Annotated in this window: 15 protein-coding genes; 10 read left to right on the top strand and 5 right to left on the bottom strand. The window is 70.5% G+C overall.

The window, feature by feature from the left end:
• Nucleotides 1-34 precede the first annotated feature (34 nt).
• Entirely contained in the window at nucleotides 35-1060 is a 1026-nt protein-coding gene (locus IM770_RS17490; protein ID WP_203582428.1) for a LacI family DNA-binding transcriptional regulator, read from the bottom strand.
• Nucleotide 1061: 1 nt separating this feature from the next.
• Nucleotides 1062-1931, bottom strand: coding sequence for an NAD-dependent epimerase/dehydratase family protein (locus tag IM770_RS17485; protein ID WP_203582427.1), 870 nt, complete (start codon nucleotides 1929-1931; stop codon nucleotides 1062-1064).
• A gap of 125 nt (nucleotides 1932-2056) precedes the next feature.
• Here IM770_RS17485 and IM770_RS17480 point away from each other — a divergent pair, with 125 nt between their 5' ends.
• Both IM770_RS17480 and IM770_RS17475 read left to right on the top strand, forming a co-directional pair.
• Nucleotides 2057-4669 (top strand): family 78 glycoside hydrolase catalytic domain, encoded by a 2613-nt coding sequence (locus IM770_RS17480; protein ID WP_203582426.1) that lies wholly within the window; start codon nucleotides 2057-2059, stop codon nucleotides 4667-4669.
• Between the two features lie 175 nt (nucleotides 4670-4844).
• Nucleotides 4845-7250 carry a transglycosylase domain-containing protein gene (locus IM770_RS17475; protein ID WP_203582425.1) on the top strand — a complete coding sequence of 802 codons (2406 nt, stop codon included), beginning with the start codon at nucleotides 4845-4847 and terminating at the stop codon, nucleotides 7248-7250.
• 110 nt (nucleotides 7251-7360) lie between these two features.
• Here the strand turns inward: IM770_RS17475 and IM770_RS17470 are convergent, their stop codons facing one another.
• Together IM770_RS17470 and IM770_RS17465 are read right to left on the bottom strand one after the other, a co-directional pair.
• Complete coding sequence (locus tag IM770_RS17470) at nucleotides 7361-8368, bottom strand: LacI family DNA-binding transcriptional regulator (RefSeq protein ID WP_203582424.1); 1008 nt, start codon at nucleotides 8366-8368, stop codon at nucleotides 7361-7363.
• A 78-nt stretch (nucleotides 8369-8446) separates the two neighbouring features.
• Nucleotides 8447-11272, bottom strand: coding sequence for an alpha-L-rhamnosidase (locus IM770_RS17465; protein ID WP_203582423.1), 2826 nt, complete (start codon nucleotides 11270-11272; stop codon nucleotides 8447-8449).
• A 266-nt stretch (nucleotides 11273-11538) separates the two neighbouring features.
• Here IM770_RS17465 and IM770_RS17460 point away from each other — a divergent pair, with 266 nt between their 5' ends.
• The 3 genes from IM770_RS17460 to IM770_RS17450 all read left to right on the top strand — a co-directional run bounded on the left by IM770_RS17460 (nucleotide 11539) and on the right by IM770_RS17450 (nucleotide 14762).
• Nucleotides 11539-12852 (top strand): ABC transporter substrate-binding protein, encoded by a 1314-nt coding sequence (locus IM770_RS17460; protein ID WP_203582422.1) that lies wholly within the window; start codon nucleotides 11539-11541, stop codon nucleotides 12850-12852.
• 84 nt (nucleotides 12853-12936) lie between these two features.
• On the top strand, nucleotides 12937-13857 hold the full coding sequence (locus IM770_RS17455; RefSeq protein WP_203582421.1) for a carbohydrate ABC transporter permease: 921 nt from the start codon (nucleotides 12937-12939) through the stop codon (nucleotides 13855-13857).
• Nucleotides 13854-14762 (top strand): carbohydrate ABC transporter permease, encoded by a 909-nt coding sequence (locus tag IM770_RS17450; RefSeq protein WP_239066397.1) that lies wholly within the window; start codon nucleotides 13854-13856, stop codon nucleotides 14760-14762. Before IM770_RS17455 ends, IM770_RS17450 begins: the two co-directional genes overlap by 4 nt.
• A gap of 12 nt (nucleotides 14763-14774) precedes the next feature.
• On the opposite strand, the gene IM770_RS17445 is transcribed toward IM770_RS17450, so the two are convergent.
• Nucleotides 14775-15557 carry a nucleotidyltransferase domain-containing protein gene (locus tag IM770_RS17445; RefSeq protein ID WP_203582420.1) on the bottom strand — a complete coding sequence of 261 codons (783 nt, stop codon included), beginning with the start codon at nucleotides 15555-15557 and terminating at the stop codon, nucleotides 14775-14777.
• 182 nt (nucleotides 15558-15739) lie between these two features.
• Between IM770_RS17445 and IM770_RS17440 the strand changes: the two genes are divergently transcribed.
• The 5 genes from IM770_RS17440 to IM770_RS17420 all read left to right on the top strand — a co-directional run bounded on the left by IM770_RS17440 (nucleotide 15740) and on the right by IM770_RS17420 (nucleotide 21862).
• Nucleotides 15740-16153, top strand: coding sequence for an L-rhamnose mutarotase (locus IM770_RS17440; protein WP_203582419.1), 414 nt, complete (start codon nucleotides 15740-15742; stop codon nucleotides 16151-16153).
• Nucleotides 16150-17316 (top strand): L-rhamnose isomerase, encoded by a 1167-nt coding sequence (gene rhaI / locus IM770_RS17435; RefSeq protein ID WP_203582418.1) that lies wholly within the window; start codon nucleotides 16150-16152, stop codon nucleotides 17314-17316. Before IM770_RS17440 ends, rhaI begins: the two co-directional genes overlap by 4 nt.
• Nucleotides 17317-17422: 106 nt before the next feature.
• The gene (locus IM770_RS17430) at nucleotides 17423-18268 is read left to right on the top strand and encodes an alpha/beta hydrolase (protein WP_307785498.1); all 846 of its coding nucleotides are present in this window, start codon (nucleotides 17423-17425) and stop codon (nucleotides 18266-18268) included.
• Nucleotides 18265-20301, top strand: coding sequence for a bifunctional aldolase/short-chain dehydrogenase (locus IM770_RS17425; protein ID WP_203582417.1), 2037 nt, complete (start codon nucleotides 18265-18267; stop codon nucleotides 20299-20301). Before IM770_RS17430 ends, IM770_RS17425 begins: the two co-directional genes overlap by 4 nt.
• 136 nt (nucleotides 20302-20437) lie before the next feature.
• Complete coding sequence (locus IM770_RS17420; protein WP_203582416.1) at nucleotides 20438-21862, top strand: rhamnulokinase; 1425 nt, start codon at nucleotides 20438-20440, stop codon at nucleotides 21860-21862.
• Nucleotides 21863-21937 lie beyond the last annotated feature (75 nt).

The following is a 21937-nucleotide window of genomic DNA, read 5'->3' as shown; positions in this document are numbered from 1 at the left end:
TTCTCCTTCGATGTCGTATCCATGGGGGTCAGGTTCAGCGGGCGGCGCGGCGCGAGCTCTCGCGCACGATCAGCTCGGGCTCGTAGACGCGCTGCGCGACGGTGCCGCGCTCGATGGCCTCGAACAGCAGGTCGACGGCGGTCGCGCCGAAGTCCTCGTGACGCGCACGCACGCTCGTGAGCGGGATGAGGGAGGCCTCGGCGAACTCGTTGTCGTCGTAACCGACGAGCGCCAGGTCGTGCGGCACAGAGACGCCGCCCGCGACGAGCGCCTGCAGCACGCCGAGCGCGAGCACGTCGTTGGCGGCGAAGACGCCGTCGGGACGCTCCCCGGGAGGACGGGCGGCGAGCGCGGCTCCGACGGCCCGACCCGCGGCGATCGAGCGCTCGGCGACTTCCACGACCTCAATGCCGGCGGATCCACCCGCCGCGGCCCGGCGGGCGCCCGCCAGCCGGTCCGCCACCTGCTCCACGGGCAGCGGGCCGCCGACGAAGGCCAGGCGGCGGCATCCGTTCGCCACCAGGTGCTCCGCCGCCTGCCGGCCACCCGAGACGTCGTCGATCGAGACGGACGGCTGGCTCGCCTCGCGCGCGCGGCGCCCGACGAGCACGGAAGGGGTGCCGCGCTCGCGCATGGCCGCGAGGCGGCTCTCGATCGGCTCGAACGACGACACCAGCAGGCCGCGCACCTGCCGCTGCTCGAAGGCTTCGAGGTACGCGTCCTCGCGCTCGCGGTCGCCGTGGGAGTGCGCGAAGAACACCGTCATGCCGAGCCGTTCGGCGCGGTACTCGACCTCCTGCGCGATCTCGCTGAAGTGGGGGTTGCTCACGTCGGGCGACAGGTAGCCGATGAGGCTGCTGACCCCCAGACGCAGCTGGCGTCCGGCGCTGCTGGGCACGAACCCCAGTCGGTCGATCGCCTCGCCGATGCGACGCGCGCGCTCGGCCGAGACGCGGTCGGGATGATTGAGGTAGGCCGACACCGTGCCGACGGCGACGCCCGCCAGGGCGGCCACCTGGCGGATCCCCGGGCGCCCCGGCGCAGTGCCCTGTCGTGTCATCTCAGGCCTGTCGTGCCATATCTGCGCCGGTCGCGTCACGTCGGCGCCAGTCGTGCTCGGCGGCGAACCCGAGCCGCTCGCGGATCTTGCGGGTCGACATGAGCGACTCGAACTCTCCGAGGTCGTCGGCGACGGGCGTGCCGGGGAACCAGCGCCCCGCCACCCGGCGTGAGGGTTCGGCGTTGCCCGACCCGGGAGCGGCGACGTTGTACAACTCGAATCCCGGAGCGGCCGCATCGAGGGCGAGCGCGACGGCCAGCGCGCCGTCGCGGGCGTCGACCCACGAGCCGACGAGGTCGCGGCGGTAGCCGGGTTCACCCGCCCGCTCGAACGTCGAGTACTCGTCGGGGGCGACGACGTTCGTGAAGCGGAGCGCGGTGATGGATGTCTCGGGGTGCCACCGCACGAGTTGAGCGGCGATCGCCTCTTCGGCCACCTTGCCCAGGCCGTAGGTGTTGTTCGCGGCGGTGTACGCCTCGTCGACGGGCAGCGCGGGCGGCGCCTCGTCGAAGGGGAACCCCATCGCGGTGATGCTCGATGCCAGCACGATGGTCCTGATGCCCGCGCGGTGCGCAGCGAAGAGAGCGTTGAACGAGACGGTGACGTTGTTGTGGAACGTGGCGGCGTCGGGCACGAGCCCGTTGACCGGGATCGCGGCGAGGTGGACGAGGGCGTCCAGGCCGTCGTGGCGGGCGGTGATGGAGAGGAACGCGTCGAGCGTCTGCCCGAAGTCGGTGAGGTCGACGCGCGTGAAGCCGGAACCGGCGGTGCCCGCGATGTCGAAGCCCATGACGTCGTGGCCGTCGGCGAGCAGCCGCTCGACGCTGGCGCGGCCGAGCTTTCCGCCGCTGCCGGTGACGCCGATCCGCATGCCGTACCTCCTCGTGCCGCACTCTTCGCCCTCGTGGCTGCGAAACTTGAAACGTTTCGAGTTCGATGCGACACTCACTGTACACGTCGAAACTGAAACGTTTCGTTTTCTCAGAGAGGACGCCGATGTCCGTCATCGTCGAGGCACCCCGCATCGAACACCACCGTGAGCCGCTCGGGATCGGAGAGCGGATGCCGCGCCTCTCGTGGCGCGTCACCTCGGCGCCGACGGGCTGGCGTCAGCACGCGTACTCCGTGGAGGTCGCCCGCGACGGCGGCGTCACGACGTACATCGTCGACTCCCCCGACCAGGTGCTCGTGGCGTGGCCCGGCGAGCCGCTGCGCTCCCGTGACGTCGTTGCGGTACGGATCGCGGTCCGGGGGAACGACGGCGCGTGGTCCGAGGCATCCGCCCCCACCGTCCTCGAAGCGGGACTGCTCGAGCCCTCGGACTGGAAAGCACGGCCGGTCGGCGCGATCCGCAACGAGAACCCGCACTCCGACGAGCGCCGGCCCTCGCTCGTGCGCCGCGGCTTCGAGGTGCGCGACGGGCTCGTCCGCGCCCGCCTCTACGCCACCGCACACGGCGTCTACGAGGCCGAGCTCAACGGGCAGCGCGTCGGCGACGACACCCTCTCCCCCGGCTGGACCGTGTACGGCACCCGCCTGCGCTACTACACGTACGACGTGACCGACCTCGTGCGTCCGGGCGCCAACGCGCTCGGCGCCTGGCTCGGCGACGGCTGGTACCGCGGCCGCCTCGGCTGGCGCGGCGGCTTCCGCAACCTGTACGGCGACGACCAGTCCTTCCTCGGCCAGCTCGAGCTCACCTATGCCGACGGCACGCGCGACGTCGTCGCGACCGGCTGGTCGTGGCGCTCGGCGCCGAGCCCCATCATCGCGAGCGGCCTCTACGACGGCGAGGACTACGACGCCCGCGAGGAGCAGCCCGGCTGGTCGACCGCCGACTTCGACGACTCGGGCTGGGAGGGCGTGCAGGAGCGGCACCGCGACCCCGCCACCCTCGTCGCGCCGACCGCGCCGCCCGTGCGCGCGACCCAGGAGCTGCTCCCGGTCGAGGTGCTCACGGGGCCGAGCGGCTCGCGCATCCTCGACTTCGGCCAGAACCTGGTGGGCCGCGTGCGCATCCGGGTGTCGGGCGACGCCGGCACGACCGTGAGCCTGCGCACCGCGGAGGTGATGCAGGACGGCGAGCTCTATACGCGACCGCTGCGCGGTGCGCGGTCGACCGATAACTACACCCTCGCCGGTCGCGAGGTGGAGGAGTGGGAGCCGCGTTTCACCTTCCACGGCTTCCGCTACGTCGAGGTGACCGGCTGGCCCGGCGACCTCGACGCCGATGCGGCCGCGGGTGCGCTGGTCGCGCTGGTCTACCACACGGATCTCGAGCGGAACGGCTGGTTCGAGTCGTCGGATCCGGCGCTGAACCGCCTGCACGAGAACGTCGTGTGGGGCATGCGCGGCAACTTCGTCGACATCCCCACCGACTGCCCGCAGCGCGACGAGCGCATCGGCTGGACCGGCGACATCCAGATCTTCGGGCCCACCGCCTCGACCCTCTTCGACGTCTCGGGGATGCTCTCGGGCTGGCTGCGCGACGTCGCGATCGAGCAGCTCCCCGACGGCACGGTGCCCTGGTACGTGCCGGTGATCCCGGCCGACAAGATGTGGACGCCGATGCGCCCGGGTGCCGCGTGGGGAGACGTGGCGACCCTGCTCCCCTGGACGCTGTACGAGCGCTTCGGCGACATCGGCGTGCTGCAGGCGCAGTTCGACAGCGCCCGGCGGTGGGTCGACCTGATCGAGCGGCTCTCCGGGCCGTCGCGACTGTGGGACACGGGCTTCCAGCTGGGCGACTGGCTCGACCCGGCGGCCCCGCCGGACGACCCTGCCGACGCCCTCACCGACCGTTACCTCGTCGCGACGGCGTACTTCGCGAAGTCCGCCCGCACGGTGGCGCGGATGGCCGAGGCGCTGGGCCTCGACGATGAGAAGGCGCACTACGACGCCCTCGCCGACGAGGTGGTGACCGCGTTCGGCGCGGCGTACGTGAACGACGACGGCACCATGACCAGCGACGCGCAGACGGCGTATGCGCTGGGCCTGCAGTTCGACCTCATCACGGATCCGGTCAGGCGGGATGCCGCTGCCGCACGCCTGGCGCACCTCGTGCGCGACGCGGGCAACCGCATCGCGACGGGCTTCGTGGGCACGCCGCTGGTCTCCGACGCGCTGAGCGCGGGCGGCCACGTGTCGACGGCGTACGACCTCATCCTCGAGCGCGAGTGCCCCTCGTGGCTGTACCAGGTCGAGCAGGGAGCCACGACGGTCTGGGAGCGCTGGGACTCGCTGCTGCCCGACGGCACCGTGAACCCCGGGCAGATGACCTCGTTCAACCACTACGCCCTCGGAGCCGTGGCCGATTGGATGCACAGGGTCATCGCCGGCCTCGCGCCCGACGCCCCGGGCTACCGGCGCATCCGCTTCGCCCCGCGCCCCGGCGGCGGACTCACCTCGGCGTCGGCGCGCCAGCTCACCGCCTACGGCGAGGCGGCGATCGCGTGGCGCGTCGAGGACGGACGGCTGCACGTCCAAGCGACCGTCCCGGTCGGTGCCGAGGCTGTCCTCGACCTCGAAGGCCTCGACGAGGAGACGCTCGCCCCCGGCACGCACGCACGAGCGGTCGACCTCCCGGCCGCCGTCTCCGCCCTGCGCTGAGGCTCGGCCGCGCCCCCGGGGGGCGCGGCCGGGATCCGTCCCGGAGGTCTCGCGGATTGCGGAGTGGTCTGTCATGATTTCTCCCACCGCACAATTGGAAGCTGTCGTGAAAGCGTCATCAGGGGTTTCTCCGGAGGTCGCGCAAATTCCGCCCTACGCGCGAACTCTCGCCGGGGTGCTCGGCGGTCTGGTGGGGCTCCTGGCGCTCAGCGTGATCGCCGGCGTGCTGGTCGTGGCCCCGCTCGCACCGGTCCTGACGGTCTCGGGCCACGCCGCGCGCAGGGCCGTGTCGCTGTTCGACGGGATGCCCAGTTACCTCGAGATCGACCGCCTGATGCTGCCGACGACCATCTACGCACGCGACCCGGCGACCGGCGCGGACGTCGAGCTGACCTCGTTCTACGACCAGAACCGGGTGCCTGTCGAGTTCGAGCAGGTGGCGCTGGTCATGTACGACGCGATCCTTGCCTCGGAAGACCCGCGCTACTACCAGCACGGCGGCATCGACATCCTCGGCACGACGCGCGCGCTCATCAAGAACGCGCAGGGCGGCGCGACGCAGGGCGGGTCGTCGATCAGCCAGCAGTACGTCAAGAACGTGCTGATCCAGAAGTGCGAGAAGAGCGCAGAGACGGTCTACGAGACGGACGAAGCCGGTGAACAGATCCCCGGGCCGGACGGTCAGCCCATCATCAAGATGACGCGCGACGACGTGCTCCTGAAGTGCTGGACGGACGCGACCACGGCCGAGGGCAACGAGGGCTACACCCGCAAGCTGCAGGAGATGCGCTACGCGGTCGCGCTCGAGCAGAAGTACTCCAAGAACGACATCCTGCTCGGCTACCTCAACATCGCAAACTTCGGCGGCACGACCTACGGGATCGAGGCGGCGGCCCGGTATTACTTCAGCACCACGGCGGCGGCCCTCACCCTCGGCCAGGCCGCGACGCTGGCGGGGATCGTGCAGAATCCCAACACGTTCCGCATCGACCGCCCGCAGGGCTCGATCTTCGGCGACGACGGACAGCGGTACAACAAGGCGGCCGACGGCACCGTCGACGATGTCACCCCGGGAACCCTCGAGGGGCTCGACACCCTTCTCGCCGAGGGCGCGATCACGCCGGAGCAGCACCTCGCGGCCGGCGACGCCTACAGCGCGACCAAGGGGCGACAGCTCTACGTGCTCGACCGCATGCGCGAAGACGGCCGCATCACCGCCGACCAGTACGTCGCGGCGGCGATCGAGCCGATCGTCCCCGCGCTGCAACTGCCGCCGACCCGGTGCGCGGCCACGGCGGCGCCCTTCTTCTGCCAGTACGTCGTCAACACCGTGAGTCTGGACCCGGACTACGCGCAGGCGTTCGGCGAGACGCCGGACGAGAGGCGCAAGTCGCTGACGCGCGAGGGCCTCAAGATCTACACCACGCTGGACTGGCGGCTGCAGAATGCCTCGCAGGACGCCATGCGGCGCTACGCCCCCGAGGTCGCACCGGGCATGAACTTCGGATCCGCCTCCGTCAGCATCGACGCCACGACGGGCCGGATTCTCGCGGTCAGCCAGAACAACCGGTTCACGGAGGACCGCGATCTCTCCGCCGCAGATCCGGCGTACACCTCGCTGGTCTACGCGGGCGACTGGGCGCACGGCGTATCGGACGGCTTCGCGACCGGATCGACGTTCAAGCTCTTCACGCTGATCGACTGGCTGGAGAAGGGACACACGCTCACCGAGAGCGTCAACGGCGGTCTCCGCCCCATCCCCCGCATCGCGGACCGCTGCGAGGGCACTTGGGTCAACCGCGAGAACCACGTCGTCCGCAACTTCGGCGGCGCCCGCGGCTACACGGGAACCCCGCTGCAGTTCACGGCCCAGTCGCTCAACAGCGGCTTCCTGGCCATGGCCGAGAAGCTCGATCTCTGCGACATCGAAGAGGTCGCGGCGCGGATGGGAGTCACGCGCGGCACGGGCACGCCGATCGACATCGAGGGCGGCGCGGGCATCATCGGCACCAACAACATCGCGCCGGTCGCCATGGCCGCCGCGTTCGCCACGGTGGCGAACAACGGCGTCTACTGCGTGCCGCGCGCGATCGAGCGAGTGGTGAACGCGGACGGAAAAGAGCTCACCGTTCCCGGCGACCGGTGCTCGCAGGTGCTCAGCCCCGAGGTGGCCGCCGCCACCGCCTTCGCACTGCAAGGCGTCATGGTGCCGGGCGGCACGGGATCGGGCGGCAACCCGAACGACGGCACCCCGATGCTCGGCAAGACGGGGACGCATCAGCAGATCCACACCTGGCTGGTCGAGTCGAGCACGCGGGTGACGACCGCCGTGTGGGCAGGCAACGCCGTCGGCGAGGGCGACGTGTTCCGCACCTTCCACAACGGTCGCGCGCTCTCGACGATCCGCCTGCCCATGGCCCGCGACATCCAGGCCACGGCCAACCAGCTCTATCCGGGCGGCGCGTTCCCCGCCCCTCCGCCCCAGCTGCTGCGGCGCAGCCCCGCGCCCGCCCCTCGCGACCCGGCACCCGAGCCCGAACCGGCACCGCCGCCCGCGCCCGCCGCACCCGCGCCCGGGTGAGGCTCCCGGGCGATGGAGCCCGCCGTGCTGTCGCCCGGCCGCGGACTCAGCAGCCGACGATCCCGGCCACCGGGCGACGGCTCTGATCGCCGGGCCACCCCACCGCGGTCTCAGCCCCCGGTCGACTCCCGCACCACGAGCTCCGGCCGGAACCGGACCGTGCGCTCGTGCTCGCCCTCGGGCTGCTCGAGGTCCTTGAGGAGCAGGTCGACGGCGGTGTAGCCGATGAGATGCGCCGGCTGGCGGATCGAGCTCAACGGCACCACCGTCGCAGAGGCGAAGTCGATGTCGTCGTAGCCGATCAGCGCGATGTCGCGCGGCACCTTGAGGTCGGCCATCAGGGTGAAGGCCTGCAACGCGCCCACGGCGAGGAGGTCGTTGGCCGCGAACACGGCGTCGGGACGCTCGGCTACCGGTCGCCCGCGAAGGAGCTCGCCGGCCTCGCGCCCCTGCAGCACCGACAGCGCCGACATCTCGACGACCTCGAGGCTGGCCCCGACGACCTCGTCGACCGCGCGTCGCGCGCCCTCGAGGCGATCGGCGACCTGCCGGATCGTGTGGGGCCCGCCGATGAACGCGATGCGCCGGCGGCCCGTGGCCAGCAGGTGCGACACGGCGAGGTAGCCGCCTTCGACGTCGTCGACCGAGACCGACCCGAACGACCGCTCGGCGTCTTCGTGGTCGACCAGCACCACCGGCACGCCGCCGCCGTGCAGCCTCTCGAGCCGGGTGAGATCCCCGCCGACGGGGGTGACGAGCACGCCGTTGACCCGCTGCTCGCGGAACAGCTCCAGGTACGCGTCCTCCCGGTCGGGGCGCTCGTCACTGTTGCCCAGCAGCACGCTCATGCCGGCCTCGGCCGCGCGATCCTCGGCACCGCGCGCGACCTCGGCGAAGAAGGGGTTGCCGGCGTCGAGGACGATCAGCGCGATGCTCCGGCTGCGCCCGGCGCGAAGCTGCCGGGCCGCGTCGTTGCGCACGAACCCGAGCTCCTCGATCGCCTGCGTGACCCGCTCGACGGTGGCCGGCGACACCTTCTCCGGCCTGTTCAGCACGTTCGAGACGGTGCCCACCGAGACGGATGCCGCGGCCGCGACATCCCGCACGCTCACCACCATGACACCCCCAGTGCCTCTCTCTGCCTTTCGCGAGTGTAGGGCACCGGGGAAGCGTTGCCCCGCTTCCCCGGTGCGGGATCAGGCATCCGCGGGCGCCTCCTCGCGCCGTGCGGACAGCTCGGCCAGACGTTCGGCGATCTGCCGCTTCGTGTCGGGACCGGCGTGCATGGACAGCGCCTCTTCGAGCTCGCGCCCGGCGGACCACTTCGTGTCGGCGCGGAAGGCGTGCGCCTTGGCGGGGTCGACCGCCTCAAGAACGCTGCCGATGGCCTCGTACGCCTCCAAGTCGTCGATGACCGCAGCGAGGGTCGAGTCCATGCCGATGCGGGACGCCGCGACCACGGGTGCGGCATCCGTCACCTCCCATCCGTGGGTTCCCGAGCCGACCTCCAGCTCGCGGCCGTCCGGCAGCACGACCACGGCCGTGGTGTTCGGCGGCACGACGGCTTCGACGCGGAGGACGCCATCCGGTCGCGTCCACCCGGCGCGGGCCGTGCCGTAGGGCGTCAGGTGCTCGGCCCAGGCGTGATCGAACTCCGCGAGCGGATGGGGCTGGATGCGGATCCGCTCGTACCCGGGCGCATCCGGAGCGAGCCCCGCCACCACGCGGTGGAGCCAGTCGCCGATCGCGCCGAGGGCGTAGTGGTTGAACGAGGTCATCTCGCCCGGGTTGATCGAGCCGTCGGGCAGCATCGAGTCCCAGCGCTCCCAGATCGTCGTCGCGCCCATGGTGACCGGGTACAGCCACGACGGATTCTCGGTCTGCACGAGCAGGCGCCGCGCGATCTCGAGGTGGCCGGTGCGGGTGAGGGCGTCCTGGATGATGGGCGTTCCCACGAACCCCGTGCCGATGCGATAGCCCGACAGACGTGTGAGCTCGGCGAGCCGCGTGCCCAGCGCCTCCTGCTGCTCGGCGGGGGCGATGTCGAAGACGATCGCCATCGCGTACGCGGTCTGCGCGTCCGACATCATGCGCCCGGCCGGAGTGACGTACTCGGCGAGGAACGCGGCCCGCACCTCTTCGGCGATCGCGGCGTACTGCCGCGCCTCGTCGTCCTTGCCGAGGAGGGCGGCGGCCCGGGCCACGGCATCCGTCGACCGGAAGAGGTACGCGCTCGCGACGACGTCGGCGTCGGTCTTGGCGTTGGCGGGCAGGTGCGGCGGCGCATCGGGGTCGAGCCAGTCACCGAACTGGAACATGCCCTCCCAGAGTCGCCGCGGACCGGCGAGCTCGATGAGCGCGTCGGCCCATCCCTTCATGCTGTCGTACTGCCGCTCGACCGTGGCGGTGTCGGCGTAGCGCTCGTGCAGCACCCACGGCACGATGGTCGCGGCGTCACCCCACGCGGCCGCCGGGCGGGCGGCGCCGAGCGCGTTGGGAACCACGAACGGCACGACGCCGTCGACCTGCTCGAGCGCGAGGTCGCGCAGCCACGAGTCGAGGAATCCGCGCACGTCGTAGAGGAACGCCGCGGTCGGCGCGAAGACCTGGATGTCACCCGTCCATCCCAGGCGCTCGTCGCGCTGCGGGCAGTCGGTCGGCAGATACAGGAAGTTGCCGCGCAGGCCCCACACGATGTTCTCGTGCAGCTGGTTGACGAGGGGGTGGGATGCCTCGAACCAGCCGGTGCGCTCCATGTCGCTGTGGATCACGACCGCCGTGACAGCCGAGGGGTCGAACTCGCCGGGCCAGCCGTCGATCTCGGCGTAGCGGAAGCCGTGGAACGTGAACTCGGGCTCCCACTCCTCCACACCGTGCCCCGACAGCGTGTAGTGGTCGGTCGCGGCGGCCGCGCGGAGGGGGCGTGTGCCGAGCTCGCCGAGCTCGAGCACCTCGGCGTGGCGCAGCGTCAACTTGGTTCCCGCCGGCCCCGAGACGCGCAGCCGCAGCCTGCCCACGAGGTTCTGGCCGAAGTCGAGCACGGTGCGGCCGCCGGGGGTCGTGATGACTTCGCGGACGGCGAGCTCCTCGACGCGCCGCACGAACGGCGACACGCGTGCTTCCGGCGGGTGGACCTCCTCGAGCTCGGCCGCAGGCTCCCAGCCGTCGGCGCTGTAGCCGGCCTGCGCGAATCCGCGGCCGGCCGCGTCGACGAGCGCGCGGCGGGCGTCGTAGTCCTCGCCGGCGTAGAGCCCGCTGGCCGTGATGGGTCCGGTCGACGCCTGCCACGAGGCATCCGTCCTGATCCACTCGCTCGAACCGTCCGCGTACTCGATGAGTAGCTGTCCTGCGAAGCGAGGCTGCTCCGCGTAGAGCGGACGCGCGTTGTCGCGGAACCCGTAGCGCTCGGTCGCCCACGCGCCCGCGAGGCGCACGCCGATCGCGTTCCGGCCCGGGGTGAGAAGCGCGGTGACGTCGGTGGTCTCGTGGATCGTGCGCTGCGCATACGGCGTCCACCCGGGCTTCATCACCTGGTCGTCGACGTCGACGCCGTCGATCGCCACCTGGTAGACGCCGAGCGCCGTCGCGTAGAGGGTGGCGCGCGCCACCGGGCCGGTGACGTCGAACTCGGTGCGCAGGTACGCCGGCTGGGCGGTCCCGGCCGGCGACGCCAGGCCGATCGCCGCGGCCTGCCATTCGCGCTCGCCGAGGAAGCCGGCGACGACGCGGCGCGGTTCGCTCCACTCCCCCGTGACGCCGTCGGTGCCGGTCACGCGGACGCGCAGCGTCGCCTCTTCGCGCGGCGCCAGCGCGGCGAACGGCCACGCGATCCGGGTCGAGGGGGCACCGTCGATGCGGTACGTCGACGTCTCTCCGCTGCGCACAACCTCCACCTCGGCGGCGGCCTGGCGCCAGTCCGGGGTGTCGGTCTCGGTGCGCCACCCGAACTCGGGCGACGGCGAGGCGACGACGTCGCTGCGGTACGGCGCGTCGATGACGATGTGAGGGACGGGGCTGCTCATGCCTGATCCTTTCGGCGATCGGCATCCTCGCCGGATCGCTCGACCATCGTGAAACGATTCATGGCTCCCTGTCAACCAGCGTGTAGAGCGTTACACGATCGTGACGCGACGTTGTGGAATCGACTGTTGACCTGCAACGCGGAAGAGTCGTACCTTACGAGGGTTGAATGGTTTCAATGCCCGACGCGGCGAACACCATCGGCAGAAGCACCAGGGAATCCGGCAGCGTGGGCGGATCATCCGCTCGGCTTTACAAGGAGGTAAAGATGAAGAGCTCCCCGACCAGGAGAGTGCTCGTCGCAGGCGCAGGCGTACTCGCTCTCGCCCTGCCGCTGGCTGCGTGCAGCGGCGACGGCGGCGGGTCCGCCGACGGCACGACCGAGATCTCGTTCCTGACGCAGAACACCGGCACGAACGTCGAGGTCGCCGAGGCGCTGATCGAGGCGTTCGAGGCGGAGCACGACGACATCACGGTGCGACTGGAGACCCAGCCGGCGGGCACCGAAGGCGACAACCTCATCAAGACCAAGCTCGCCACCGGCGAGATGGAAGACGTGTTCTACTACAACTCCGGCTCGCTGTTCCAGGCCATGAACCCCGACCAGAACCTCGTGCCGCTCGACGACGAGCCGTGGGTCGGCGACCTGATCGACACGATGACGGCCGTCGTCTCCACCGACAACGGCATCTACGGCGCTCCCTTCGGTGCCACCCAGGCGGGCGCTGTCGTGTACAACAAGCAGGTCTACGCAGACCTGGGCCTCGAGGTCCCGACGACGTGGGACGAGTTCGCCGCCAACAACGAGGCGATCAAGGCGGCCGGGATCACACCGGTGATCCAGACCTACGGCGACACGTGGACCAGCCAGCTGTTCGTTCTGGGTGACTTCGGCAACGTCCTCGCGCAGGACCCGGACTGGGCCGAGGCCTACACCGAGGGCGACCGCAAGTACGTCGACGAACCGGCGCTGGCCGGGTTCGAGAACCAGCAGGCCGGCTTCGACGCGGGCTGGTGGAACGAGGACTTCGCCTCCGCCCTGTACGACGACGGCGCACGGATGGTCGCGACGGGCGAGGGCGCGCACTACCCGATCCTGACGGGCATCGTCTCGACCTTCCAGCAGAACTACCCCGACGAGCTCGAGAACATCGGCGTCTTCCCCCTGCCCGCACAGAATGCGGAGGACACCAAGCTCACGGTCTGGCTGCCGAACGCCGTCTACATCCCGAAGACGACCGAGGGCGACAAGCTCGAGGCCGCGAAGACGTTCATCGAGTTCCTCAACTCCCCAGGTGGCTGTGAGATCCAGACCACGGTCATGACGCCGAGCGGCCCGTTCGCCACCAGCGCCTGCACGCTGCCCGACGACGTGCCCGGCCTGCTGAAGGACATGCAGCCGTATTTCGACGAGGGCAACACCAACCCGGCGCTCGAGTTCCTCTCCCCCATCAAGGGGCCGAACCTCGAGAACATCACGGTGGAGGTGGGCTCCGGCATCCGCGGCGCCGAGGAAGGCGCCGCCCTGTACGACGAGGACGTCGTCAAGCAGGCCCAGCAGCTCGGGCTAGAGGGCTGGTGAGCCCCGCAGCCTGATCCGGCTCGAAACTGATGGGGGCCGCGTCGTCCACGGCGCGGCCCCCGACTCACATCAACGGAGATGAACATGACGAGCACCGCGGCACGCCCGCTCGAGAAGACCGCCTCACCGCCGACCAGCAAGCGCCGGCCCATCAAGAGCATGTACCCGACGTGGTTCTACATCCCGTCCGCGGTGCTCTACATCGTGCTGTTCGCGATCCCGACGTTCGCGTCGTTCTACTTCTCGCTGACCCGGTGGACGCTGTTCGACTCCACCTTCATCGGTCTCGACAACTTCGTGACGTTCTTCACCGAACCCATGATGTTCCAGAGCCTCATCAACACCTTCATCTACGCCTTCCTCACCTCGGGTGCGAAGGTGGTGCTCGGGCTCGCGCTCGGCGTCCTCCTCACCGGGACGATCCTCGGCCGCGGGTACCTGCGTTCCACGATCTTCTTCCCCGTGCTCGTCTCGACCATCGGCGTCGGCGTCACATTCAAGGTGCTGATGGATCCGTTCGACGGACTCATCAACAAGTCCCTGGCGGCGTTCGGCATCGACGGGCCTGACTGGCTGACCGACCCGTCGCTGGCGCTCTACTCGATCGCACTCGTCGACATCTGGAAGGGCGTCGGCATCGCCACCCTCATCTACATCGCGGGCATCGTCGCGATCCCGTCGGAGTACTACGAGGCGGCCAAGGTCGACGGCGCCGGGGCGTGGAAGAACTTCTGGCACATCACTCTGCCCCTCGTCCGCCCGGCCACCGCCACCGTCGTCCTGCTGTCGCTCATCGGCGGACTGCGCTCCTTCGAGCTCATCTGGGCGATGACCCGAGGTGGCCCGGGATTCTCCAGCGACGTGCTCGCCTCGGTCGTGTACAAGCAGTACCAGGCCGGGTTCTACGGCCTGTCCACCGCCGGCAACGTCGTCCTCTTCCTCGTCGTCGCCGCGATCATCATCCCCGTCCAGTACATCCTCACTCGCCGGCAGGTGGAATCATGACCCTCACCCGCGCCATCACCACCGCCGACGCCGGCCGGCGCGCACCCCGCCAGGACCGCCGGCCGATGACGGTCAAGCGGTTCCTCCGCAAGTACCTGCTCGGCATCATCGCCATCCTCGCGTCGATCGTCGTGTTCATCGTGCCGTTCGTGTTCATCTTCCTCACGGCCGCGAAGAACTCGCAGGAGTCGTCGCTCCTCGAGTTCTCGCTCCCCCAGCAGGGGTGGTACCTGTGGGAGAACCTGATCACGGTGCTCGAGACGCGGGACTTCATCCTCGTCCGCGCCTTCATCAACAGCACGATCCTGACGGTGGCGAGCGTCGCCATCATGGTGATCCTGGCGGCGATGGTCGGCTACGTGCTGCAGCGGCGCAAGTCGCGGTGGAACCACCTCATCAACTTCTTCGTGCTGGCGGGCCTCATCGTCCCGCCCGCGGTCGTGCCGACGATCTGGGTGATGCAGGGCCTGGGACTGTTCAAGACGATGCCCGGCATGATCCTCATCGAGGTCACCTTCGGCCTGTCGTTCTGCATCCTGCTGTTCCGGGCGTTCGTGGCCACGATCCCGCGTGAATTGGACGAGGCGGCGACGATCGACGGAGCAGGTCCCATCCGGCTGTTCTTCCAGGTCGTGCTTCCGCTGCTCAAGCCCGTGGTGATCACCGTGATCGTCGTACAGGCGGTCAACGTGTTCAACGACTTCACGAACCCGCTGTACTTCCTGCCGGGCGATGCCAATGCCACCGTGCAGCTGACGCTCTACAACTTCTCGAGTCAGAACCTGAGCCAGTGGAACCTGCTGTTCATGGACATCCTGCTCATCACGATCCCGCCATTGATCATGTACATCTTCTTCAACCGGCAGATCGTCGCGGGCATGACCAGCGGAGCGGTCAAGGGGTGATGCCGGGTGCGTTCACCAGAACTCCGCGGGGACGGTCCCCCGGAGCCAGGCGAGTTCGTTGTCGCGGATGAACGTCGACAGCGTCTCGTCGGGGGTGAGCTCGCCCGCCAGCCACTCGTCGAGGATGCGCAGCAGGTCGCGGCCGGAGCCGGTGTCGGGGTCGTCCACGACCCGGCTCCAGGCCTCGACGAATCCTTCCGGCGTCGCCACCGTCCGCACCAGCTTCGAGATGTACTTGGGCCCCGGCAGCATCACGCGGTTCGCGGCCAGCGCCGCCCGCGCCGCCGCCAGGGCGAGGTGCAGTCCGGCGTGCCGGCGGAGGAACTCGTCGCCGCGCTCGTCCGCCTGCCGCAGGAAGTAGCCGCCGTACAGGCGAGCCTGCGCCACGTGCGATCTCACCCGCTCGTCCCACACGCCGTCGGAGAGCTCAGCGATGCGGGCGACCGTCTCGTCGAGGCCCTCGAGCACGCTCCAGGCGACGCGGGCGCCGAGGAACGATGCCCGCGTGGGGTCGTCGGCCCTGTCGACGGCAGCGGCGAGGTACGCAGGGCTGGCGAGCTTGATGTCGATGTAGGAGCCCGGGTAGTCCTCGTCGCGGCGCTCGATCCAGGCGAACCGGCCGGCCGCCGTCTCGGCGGCGAACCGCGCGTCGTCGACGACGAGGTAGACGTCGACGTCGGAGTCGTCGCGCTCCCGCCCCTGCGCGACCGAGCCGACCAGGACGACGGCAAGCGCGCCCGGCTGGTCCCGCACCGAATCCACATAGGCGGCAAGCGCCCGCTCCTGCTGCTCCATCCGTGCTCCCTCGCGTCGAATCGGCTTCCACGCTATCGACACCCCGGAGCGCAGCGCGTACGATTCGATGGGAAGCGCTTTCCGATTTGCATAAAACGACTCGAAGCTCTAGCGTTGAAACGATTCACGATTGCGGTAGCCGCGCCCTCCGCATCCCCCGAGCACAAAGGACCATCCGCCACATGACGAGCACCACCGCGACGACGCGGGTCTGCTTCCAGCTGCTGATCCGACCCGAGCTGCTCGACGAGTACGTCGCCCGGCACACCCCGGTGTGGCCCGAGATGCTGGCCGAGATCGAGGCCGCGGGTCGCCGCAACTACTCGCTGTTCCTCGGCGAGGGCGGACGCCTCATCGGCTACTACGAGACCGACGACGACGAGGCCGCCCAGGCGTACCTCGCCGGTTCGGAGGTGGCCGCCCGCTGGGAGGCCGAGATGGGCCGCTTCTTCGTCGGACTCGACGGGCGGCCCGACCAGGCCGCGACCCCCCTCGCCGAGATCTTCAATCTTCACGACCAGCTCACCGCCGCACGGGGCGCGGCCGAGCCCACCTCCCCGACAGACCCCGCCCACGAAGAAGGCAACGCATCATGACGACGCTGTCACCAGACATCCTCACCGCTCTCGAAGGCCAGGGCATCGAACTGCCCTCGTGGGCGTTCGGCAACTCGGGCACGCGCTTCCGCGTGTTCACGACGCCCGGCACACCTCGCGACCCCTTCGAGAAGATCGCCGACGCCGCGCAGGTCAACGCGTACACGAAGCTCGCGCCGAGCGTCGCGCTGCACATCCCGTGGGACAAGGTCGACGACTACGCGGGTCTTCGCCGCCACGCCGAAGACCTCGGTGTGAGCCTCGGCACGATCAACTCGAACACCTTCCAGGACGAGGACTACAAGTTCGGGGCGCTCACGCACCACGACGACCGCATCCGCCAGAAGGCGATCGACCACCACTTCGAGTGCATCGACATCATGGGTGCGACCGGCTCGCGCGACCTGAAGATCTGGCTCGCCGAGGGCTCGAACTACCCGGGCCAGGCCGACATCCGTGCCCGCCAGGACCGCCTGCAGGACTCGCTGCAGAAGATCTACGACCGCCTGAGCGACGAACAGCGCCTCGTGCTCGAGTACAAGTTCTTCGAGCCGGCGTTCTACCACACCGATGTTCCGGACTGGGGCACGTCCTACGCCCAGGTCGTGAGCCTCGGCGACAAGGCGATGGTGTGCCTCGACACCGGTCACCACGCTCCGGGCACGAACATCGAGTTCATCGTGATGCAGCTGCTGCGCCTCGGAAAGCTCGGCTCGTTCGACTTCAACTCGCGCTTCTACGCCGACGACGACCTCATCGTGGGCGCGGCCGACCCGTTCCAGCTGTTCCGCATCATCTTCGAGGTGGTGCGCGGCGGTGGCCTCAACAACCCCGATGTGGCGTTCATGCTCGACCAGTGCCACAACGTCGAGGACAAGATCCCCGGCCAGATCCGCTCGGTGCTCAACGTCCAGGAGATGACGGCGCGCGCCCTGCTCGTCGACCGCGACGCCCTCGCGGCGGCTCAGCAGGCGAACGACGTGCTCGGTGCGAACGCGGTTTTCATGGACGCGTTCTACACCGACGTGCGCCCGGCGCTGGCCGAGTGGCGCGAGTCGCGCGGACTCGCTGCCGACCCGATGGCCGCGTACGCGGCATCCGGCTACCAGCAGCAGATCGCCGCAGACCGCGTCGGCGGCACGCAGGCCGGCTGGGGCGCGTAGGCACCCGCCACCAAGCCCACCGGGGGCGTGGGATGCCGATCCCCGCGCCCCCGGTGCACCACTTCGATCCCGGCACCGCTGCCGGCCCGATCCCCCGAGGACCCAGATGAGCGAGCCCTACTCCGCCGCAGACGGACTCGTCCGCGTCTACCCGGCGCGCGAGCCGAACGGCACCGGACTGGTGTGGGCCCACGGCGGCGGCTTCGCCGGTGGCGACCTCGACATGCCCGAGGCCGACTGGGTCGCGCGCGAGCTGGCGTGGCGCGGAACGACCGTGGTCTCGGTCGACTACCGGCTCGTCGGTGACGGATGCCGCTACCCGGCGCCCTCCGACGACATCCTGTCGGCGTGGGCCTGGGCCCAGGACAGCGCCGCGCGGCTGCGCGTCGACCGCGGCCGCCTCGCGATCGGCGGCGCGAGTGCGGGGGCGAATCTCGTCACCGGCGCCACGCTGCGCCTGATCGAGGCCGGCGCCGCCACGGTGCCGGCGCTCGTGCTGCTGGCGTACCCCACCCTGCTCGCGGTGCAGCCCGCCCCGGATGCCGCCCTGCGCGCCGCGCTCGACGCGACGCCCGCCTTCGACCGCTTCGGTCCCGACGTGGTACGCGCGATGTACGAGAACTTCCTCGGCGGCCCGGTCGACGTGGCACCGCTGCCCGCGGTTCCGGGACTCGCCACCGCCGGCGACCTCGCCGAGTTCCCGCCGACGCTCATCGTCAACGGCGACGTCGACGAGCTCCGCGTCTCGGGCGAGCTCTTCGCCCGCACGCTGCGCGCGGCCGGACGCGACGTCGAGGCCGTGGTCGAGACCGGCACCGACCACGGACACCTGAACCGCCCGCATGCCGGGCCCGCGGCATCCGTCACCATCGACCGATTCGCGAGCCGCCTCGCCGCCCTCCGCACCCCCGACCTTGCTTCTGTGACCCTCGACGAAGGAACCGCATCATGACCAACCCGGCCGTCACCGACCTGATCACGCGGTCGAACCGCCTCGGCGCCGACCCGAAGAACACGAACTACGCCGGCGGCAACACGTCGGCCAAGGGCACCGAGACCGACCCGGTCACCGGCGAGCCCGTCGAGCTGCTGTGGGTGAAGGGCTCGGGCGGCGACCTCGGCACGCTGAAGGAGCAGGGCCTCGCGGTGCTGCGCCTGGACCGCATGCGCGCGCTCGTGAACGTCTACCCCGGCGTCGAGCGCGAGGACGAGATGGTCGCCGCGTTCGACTACTGCCTGCACGGCAAGGGCGGCGCCGCGCCGTCGATCGACACCGCGATGCACGGCCTCGTCGACGCCGCGCACGTCGACCACCTGCACCCCGACTCGGGCATCGCCATCGCGACCGCCGCCGACGGCGAGGAGCTCACGGCGAAGATCTTCGGCGACAAGGTCGTCTGGGTGCCGTGGCGCCGACCCGGCTTCCAGCTGGGCCTCGACATCGCGGCGATCAAGGAGAAGAACCCGCAGGCGATCGGCACGATCCTCGGCGGCCACGGCATCACTGCGTGGGGCGACACCTCCGACGAGGCCGAGCAGAACTCGCTCTTGATCATCGAGACCGCCGCGGCCTACATCTCCGAGAACGGCAAGGCCGACCCGTTCGGCGGCGAGCGCGCCGGCTTCGAGGCGCTGCCCGAGGCCGAGCGTCGCGCGAAGGCGGCCGCCCTGGCGCCGACCATCCGCGGCCTCGCCTCGACCGACAAGCCGCAGGTGGGCCACTTCACCGACGCCGACGTCGTGCTCGAGTTCCTGGCCTCCGAGAAGGCGCCGGCCCTCGCCGCGCTCGGCACGAGCTGCCCCGACCACTTCCTGCGCACCAAGGTCAAGCCGCTGATCCTCGACCTGCCGGCGTCGGCGTCCGTCGAAGAGAGCATCGCGCGCCTGCACGAGCTGCACGAGGCGTACCGTGCCGACTACCAGGCGTACTACGACGCGCACGCGACCGCCGAGTCCCCCGCGATCCGCGGCGCCGACCCGCTCATCGTGCTCATCCCCGGCGTCGGCATGTTCTCGTACGGCGCGAACAAGCAGACCGCGCGCGTAGCCGGCGAGTTCTACGTCAACGCGATCAACGTGATGCGCGGCGCCGAGGCGCTGTCGACGTACACGCCGATCTCCGACGCCGAGAAGTTCCGCATCGAGTACTGGGCGCTCGAAGAGGCCAAGCTCCAGCGCATGCCCAAGCCCAAGACCCACCAGGGCCGCATCGCACTGGTCACGGGCGCGGCATCCGGCATCGGCAAGGCCATCGCCGTCCGTCTGGCGGCCGAGGGCGCGTGCGTGGTCGTCGCCGACCTCGACCTCGAGAAGGCGCAGGCCGCGGCGGCCGAGCTCGGCAACACGGATGTCGCGATCGGCGTGGCGGCGAACGTCGCCGACGCCGATGCGATCCAGGCCGCCTTCGACGCCGCGGTGCTGGCGTTCGGCGGCGTCGACCTCGTCGTCAACAACGCCGGCCTGTCGCTGTCGAAGCCGCTGCTCGAGACCACCGAGAAGGACTGGGACCTGCAGCACGACGTGATGGCGAAGGGCTCGTTCCTGGTGTCGAAGGCCGCCGCGAAGATCCTCATCGAGCAGAAGCTCGGCGGCGACGTGATCTACATCTCGTCGAAGAACTCCGTCTTCGCCGGCCCGAACAACATCGCGTACTCGGCGACCAAGGCCGACCAGGCCCACCAGGTGCGCCTGCTCGCGGTCGAGCTCGGCGAGCACGGCGTGCGCGTCAACGGCATCAACCCCGACGGCGTCGTGCGCGGCTCGGGCATCTTCGCCTCCGGCTGGGGCGCCAACCGCGCCGCGACCTACGGCGTCAAGGAAGAGGACCTCGGTCAGTTCTACGCCAACCGCACGATCCTCAAGCGCGAGGTCGTGCCCGAGAACGTCGCCGACGCGGTGTTCGTGCTGACCGGCCCCGAGCTCTCGCGCACCACGGGCCTGCACATCCCCGTCGACTCCGGCGTCGCGGCCGCCTTCCTGCGATGACGGCCTCCACATCCACACCTCGTCGAGAAACCGCGATCTCGTCGAGACAGCACGTTGTGGGCGCCGACGGCGTGGTCGCTCGACGAGAAACCGCGATCTCGACGACCGACCGGCGTCGCACGACCGGGGTCGCACGATGACCTCCGGCGGCGTCGTCGCGGCGGTCGACCTCGGCGCGACCAGCGGGCGCGTCATGCTCGGCTACGTGGACGACGGGATGCTGCGCCTCGAGCAGGTCGCGCGCTTCCCGAACGGCCCGGTGCCCGGGCCGGACGGCGGGCTGCACTGGGACTTCACCGCGCTGTACCGGCACATCGTGGAGGGCCTCACCGAGGCGCTGCGCCGCGAGCCCGGCATCGCGAGCATCGGGATCGACTCGTGGGCGGTCGACTACGGTCTCGTCCACGGCGGCGAGCTGCTCGACGAGCCCTTCCACTACCGCGACGAGCGCACCGCGCGCGGCGTCGAGGCCGTGCACGGCGAGGCGCCGTTCGAGGAGCTCTACCGCCGCAACGGCCTGCAGTTCCTGCCGTTCAACACGCTGTACCAGTACGCCGTCGAGGAGCGCCTGAGCGACGCCGAGGTGTCGCTCCTCGTCCCCGATCTGGTCGCGTTCCTCCTCACCGGCGCCCGGTTCGCCGAGCGCACGAACGCCTCGACGACCGGGCTCGTCGACGTCCGCACGGGCGAGTGGGACCTCGAGCTCGCCGCGCGGCTCGGCATCCCGGCATCCGTCCTCCCCCCGCTCGTCGACCCGGGAGCCGTGCTCGGCTCGCTGCACGGCGAGGCGCGCGAGCGCATCGGCGCCCCGCTCGAGGTGATCGCGGTCGGCTCGCACGACACGGCCTCGGCCGTCGTCGCCGTGCCGCTCAGCACTCCCGACGCGGCGTACATCTCGTGCGGCACGTGGGGCCTCGTCGGCGTCGAGCTCGACGGCCCCGTGGTCAGCGACGCTGCCCGCGAGGCGAACTTCACGAACGAGGGCGGCGTCGACGGGCGCGTGCGCTTCCTCCACAACGTGACGGGCCTGTGGCTGCTGAGCGAGGCCGTGCGCACGTGGGAGGCGGAGGACGGCGCGGCGATCGATCTGCCCGGATTGCTGGATGCCGCAGCCGCCGTAACCGGAGACATCCCGCTGTTCGACGCCAACGACCCGCGCCTGTCGGCGCCGGGCGACATGCCCGCCCGCATCGCGGCGGTGCTGAGCGAGACGGGCGCGCGGGTACCCGCGACGCGCGAGGCCTTCGCGCGGACCATCGTGGAGAGCATCGCGCAGGCGTTCGCCGGCGCGGTCGCGACCGCCGGACGTCTCACCGACCGCGACATCGACGTGATCCACATCGTCGGCGGCGGCGCGCTCAACCGGCTGCTCTGCCAGGCGACCGCCGACCGCTCGGGTCTTCCGGTGCTGGCCGGCCCCGTCGAGGCGACGGCGCTCGGCAACGTGCTGGTGCAGGCGCGCGCCCACGGCTGGTTCGGCCCCGAAGCGACCCTGGAGGACCTCCGGCGCGTGGTCGCGGCATCCGTGTCTCCCGAACGCTACGAGCCGCGCGCCGAGTGAACACCTGCGCTACGAGTGCACGGCATCGCTTCGCGGCGACGCCGTGCACTCGGTGCGACGCCGCATGTTCGGGGC

This window comes from Microbacterium hibisci (assembly GCF_015278255.1).
Taxonomy (GTDB): domain Bacteria; phylum Actinomycetota; class Actinomycetes; order Actinomycetales; family Microbacteriaceae; genus Microbacterium; species Microbacterium hibisci.
The sequence above is the reverse complement of the archived record's forward strand: the minus strand, read 5'-3'. Positions and strand labels throughout refer to the sequence as shown.

What these genes read in the sequence shown, in the direction of transcription:
- IM770_RS17490 (WP_203582428.1), bottom strand. Translation starts at nt 1,060, where the DNA reads ATGACACGACAGGGCACTGCGCCGGGGCGCCCGGGGATCCGCCAGGTG.
- IM770_RS17485 (WP_203582427.1), bottom strand. Translation starts at nt 1,931, where the DNA reads ATGCGGATCGGCGTCACCGGCAGCGGCGGAAAGCTCGGCCGCGCCAGC.
- IM770_RS17480 (WP_203582426.1), top strand. Translation starts at nt 2,057, where the DNA reads ATGTCCGTCATCGTCGAGGCACCCCGCATCGAACACCACCGTGAGCCG.
- IM770_RS17470 (WP_203582424.1), bottom strand. Translation starts at nt 8,368, where the DNA reads ATGGTGGTGAGCGTGCGGGATGTCGCGGCCGCGGCATCCGTCTCGGTG.
- IM770_RS17465 (WP_203582423.1), bottom strand. Translation starts at nt 11,272, where the DNA reads ATGAGCAGCCCCGTCCCTCACATCGTCATCGACGCGCCGTACCGCAGC.
- IM770_RS17460 (WP_203582422.1), top strand. Translation starts at nt 11,539, where the DNA reads ATGAAGAGCTCCCCGACCAGGAGAGTGCTCGTCGCAGGCGCAGGCGTA.
- IM770_RS17455 (WP_203582421.1), top strand. Translation starts at nt 12,937, where the DNA reads ATGACGAGCACCGCGGCACGCCCGCTCGAGAAGACCGCCTCACCGCCG.
- IM770_RS17450 (WP_239066397.1), top strand. Translation starts at nt 13,854, where the DNA reads ATGACCCTCACCCGCGCCATCACCACCGCCGACGCCGGCCGGCGCGCA.
- IM770_RS17445 (WP_203582420.1), bottom strand. Translation starts at nt 15,557, where the DNA reads ATGGAGCAGCAGGAGCGGGCGCTTGCCGCCTATGTGGATTCGGTGCGG.
- IM770_RS17440 (WP_203582419.1), top strand. Translation starts at nt 15,740, where the DNA reads ATGACGAGCACCACCGCGACGACGCGGGTCTGCTTCCAGCTGCTGATC.
- rhaI (WP_203582418.1), top strand. Translation starts at nt 16,150, where the DNA reads ATGACGACGCTGTCACCAGACATCCTCACCGCTCTCGAAGGCCAGGGC.
- IM770_RS17430 (WP_307785498.1), top strand. Translation starts at nt 17,423, where the DNA reads ATGAGCGAGCCCTACTCCGCCGCAGACGGACTCGTCCGCGTCTACCCG.
- IM770_RS17425 (WP_203582417.1), top strand. Translation starts at nt 18,265, where the DNA reads ATGACCAACCCGGCCGTCACCGACCTGATCACGCGGTCGAACCGCCTC.
- IM770_RS17420 (WP_203582416.1), top strand. Translation starts at nt 20,438, where the DNA reads ATGACCTCCGGCGGCGTCGTCGCGGCGGTCGACCTCGGCGCGACCAGC.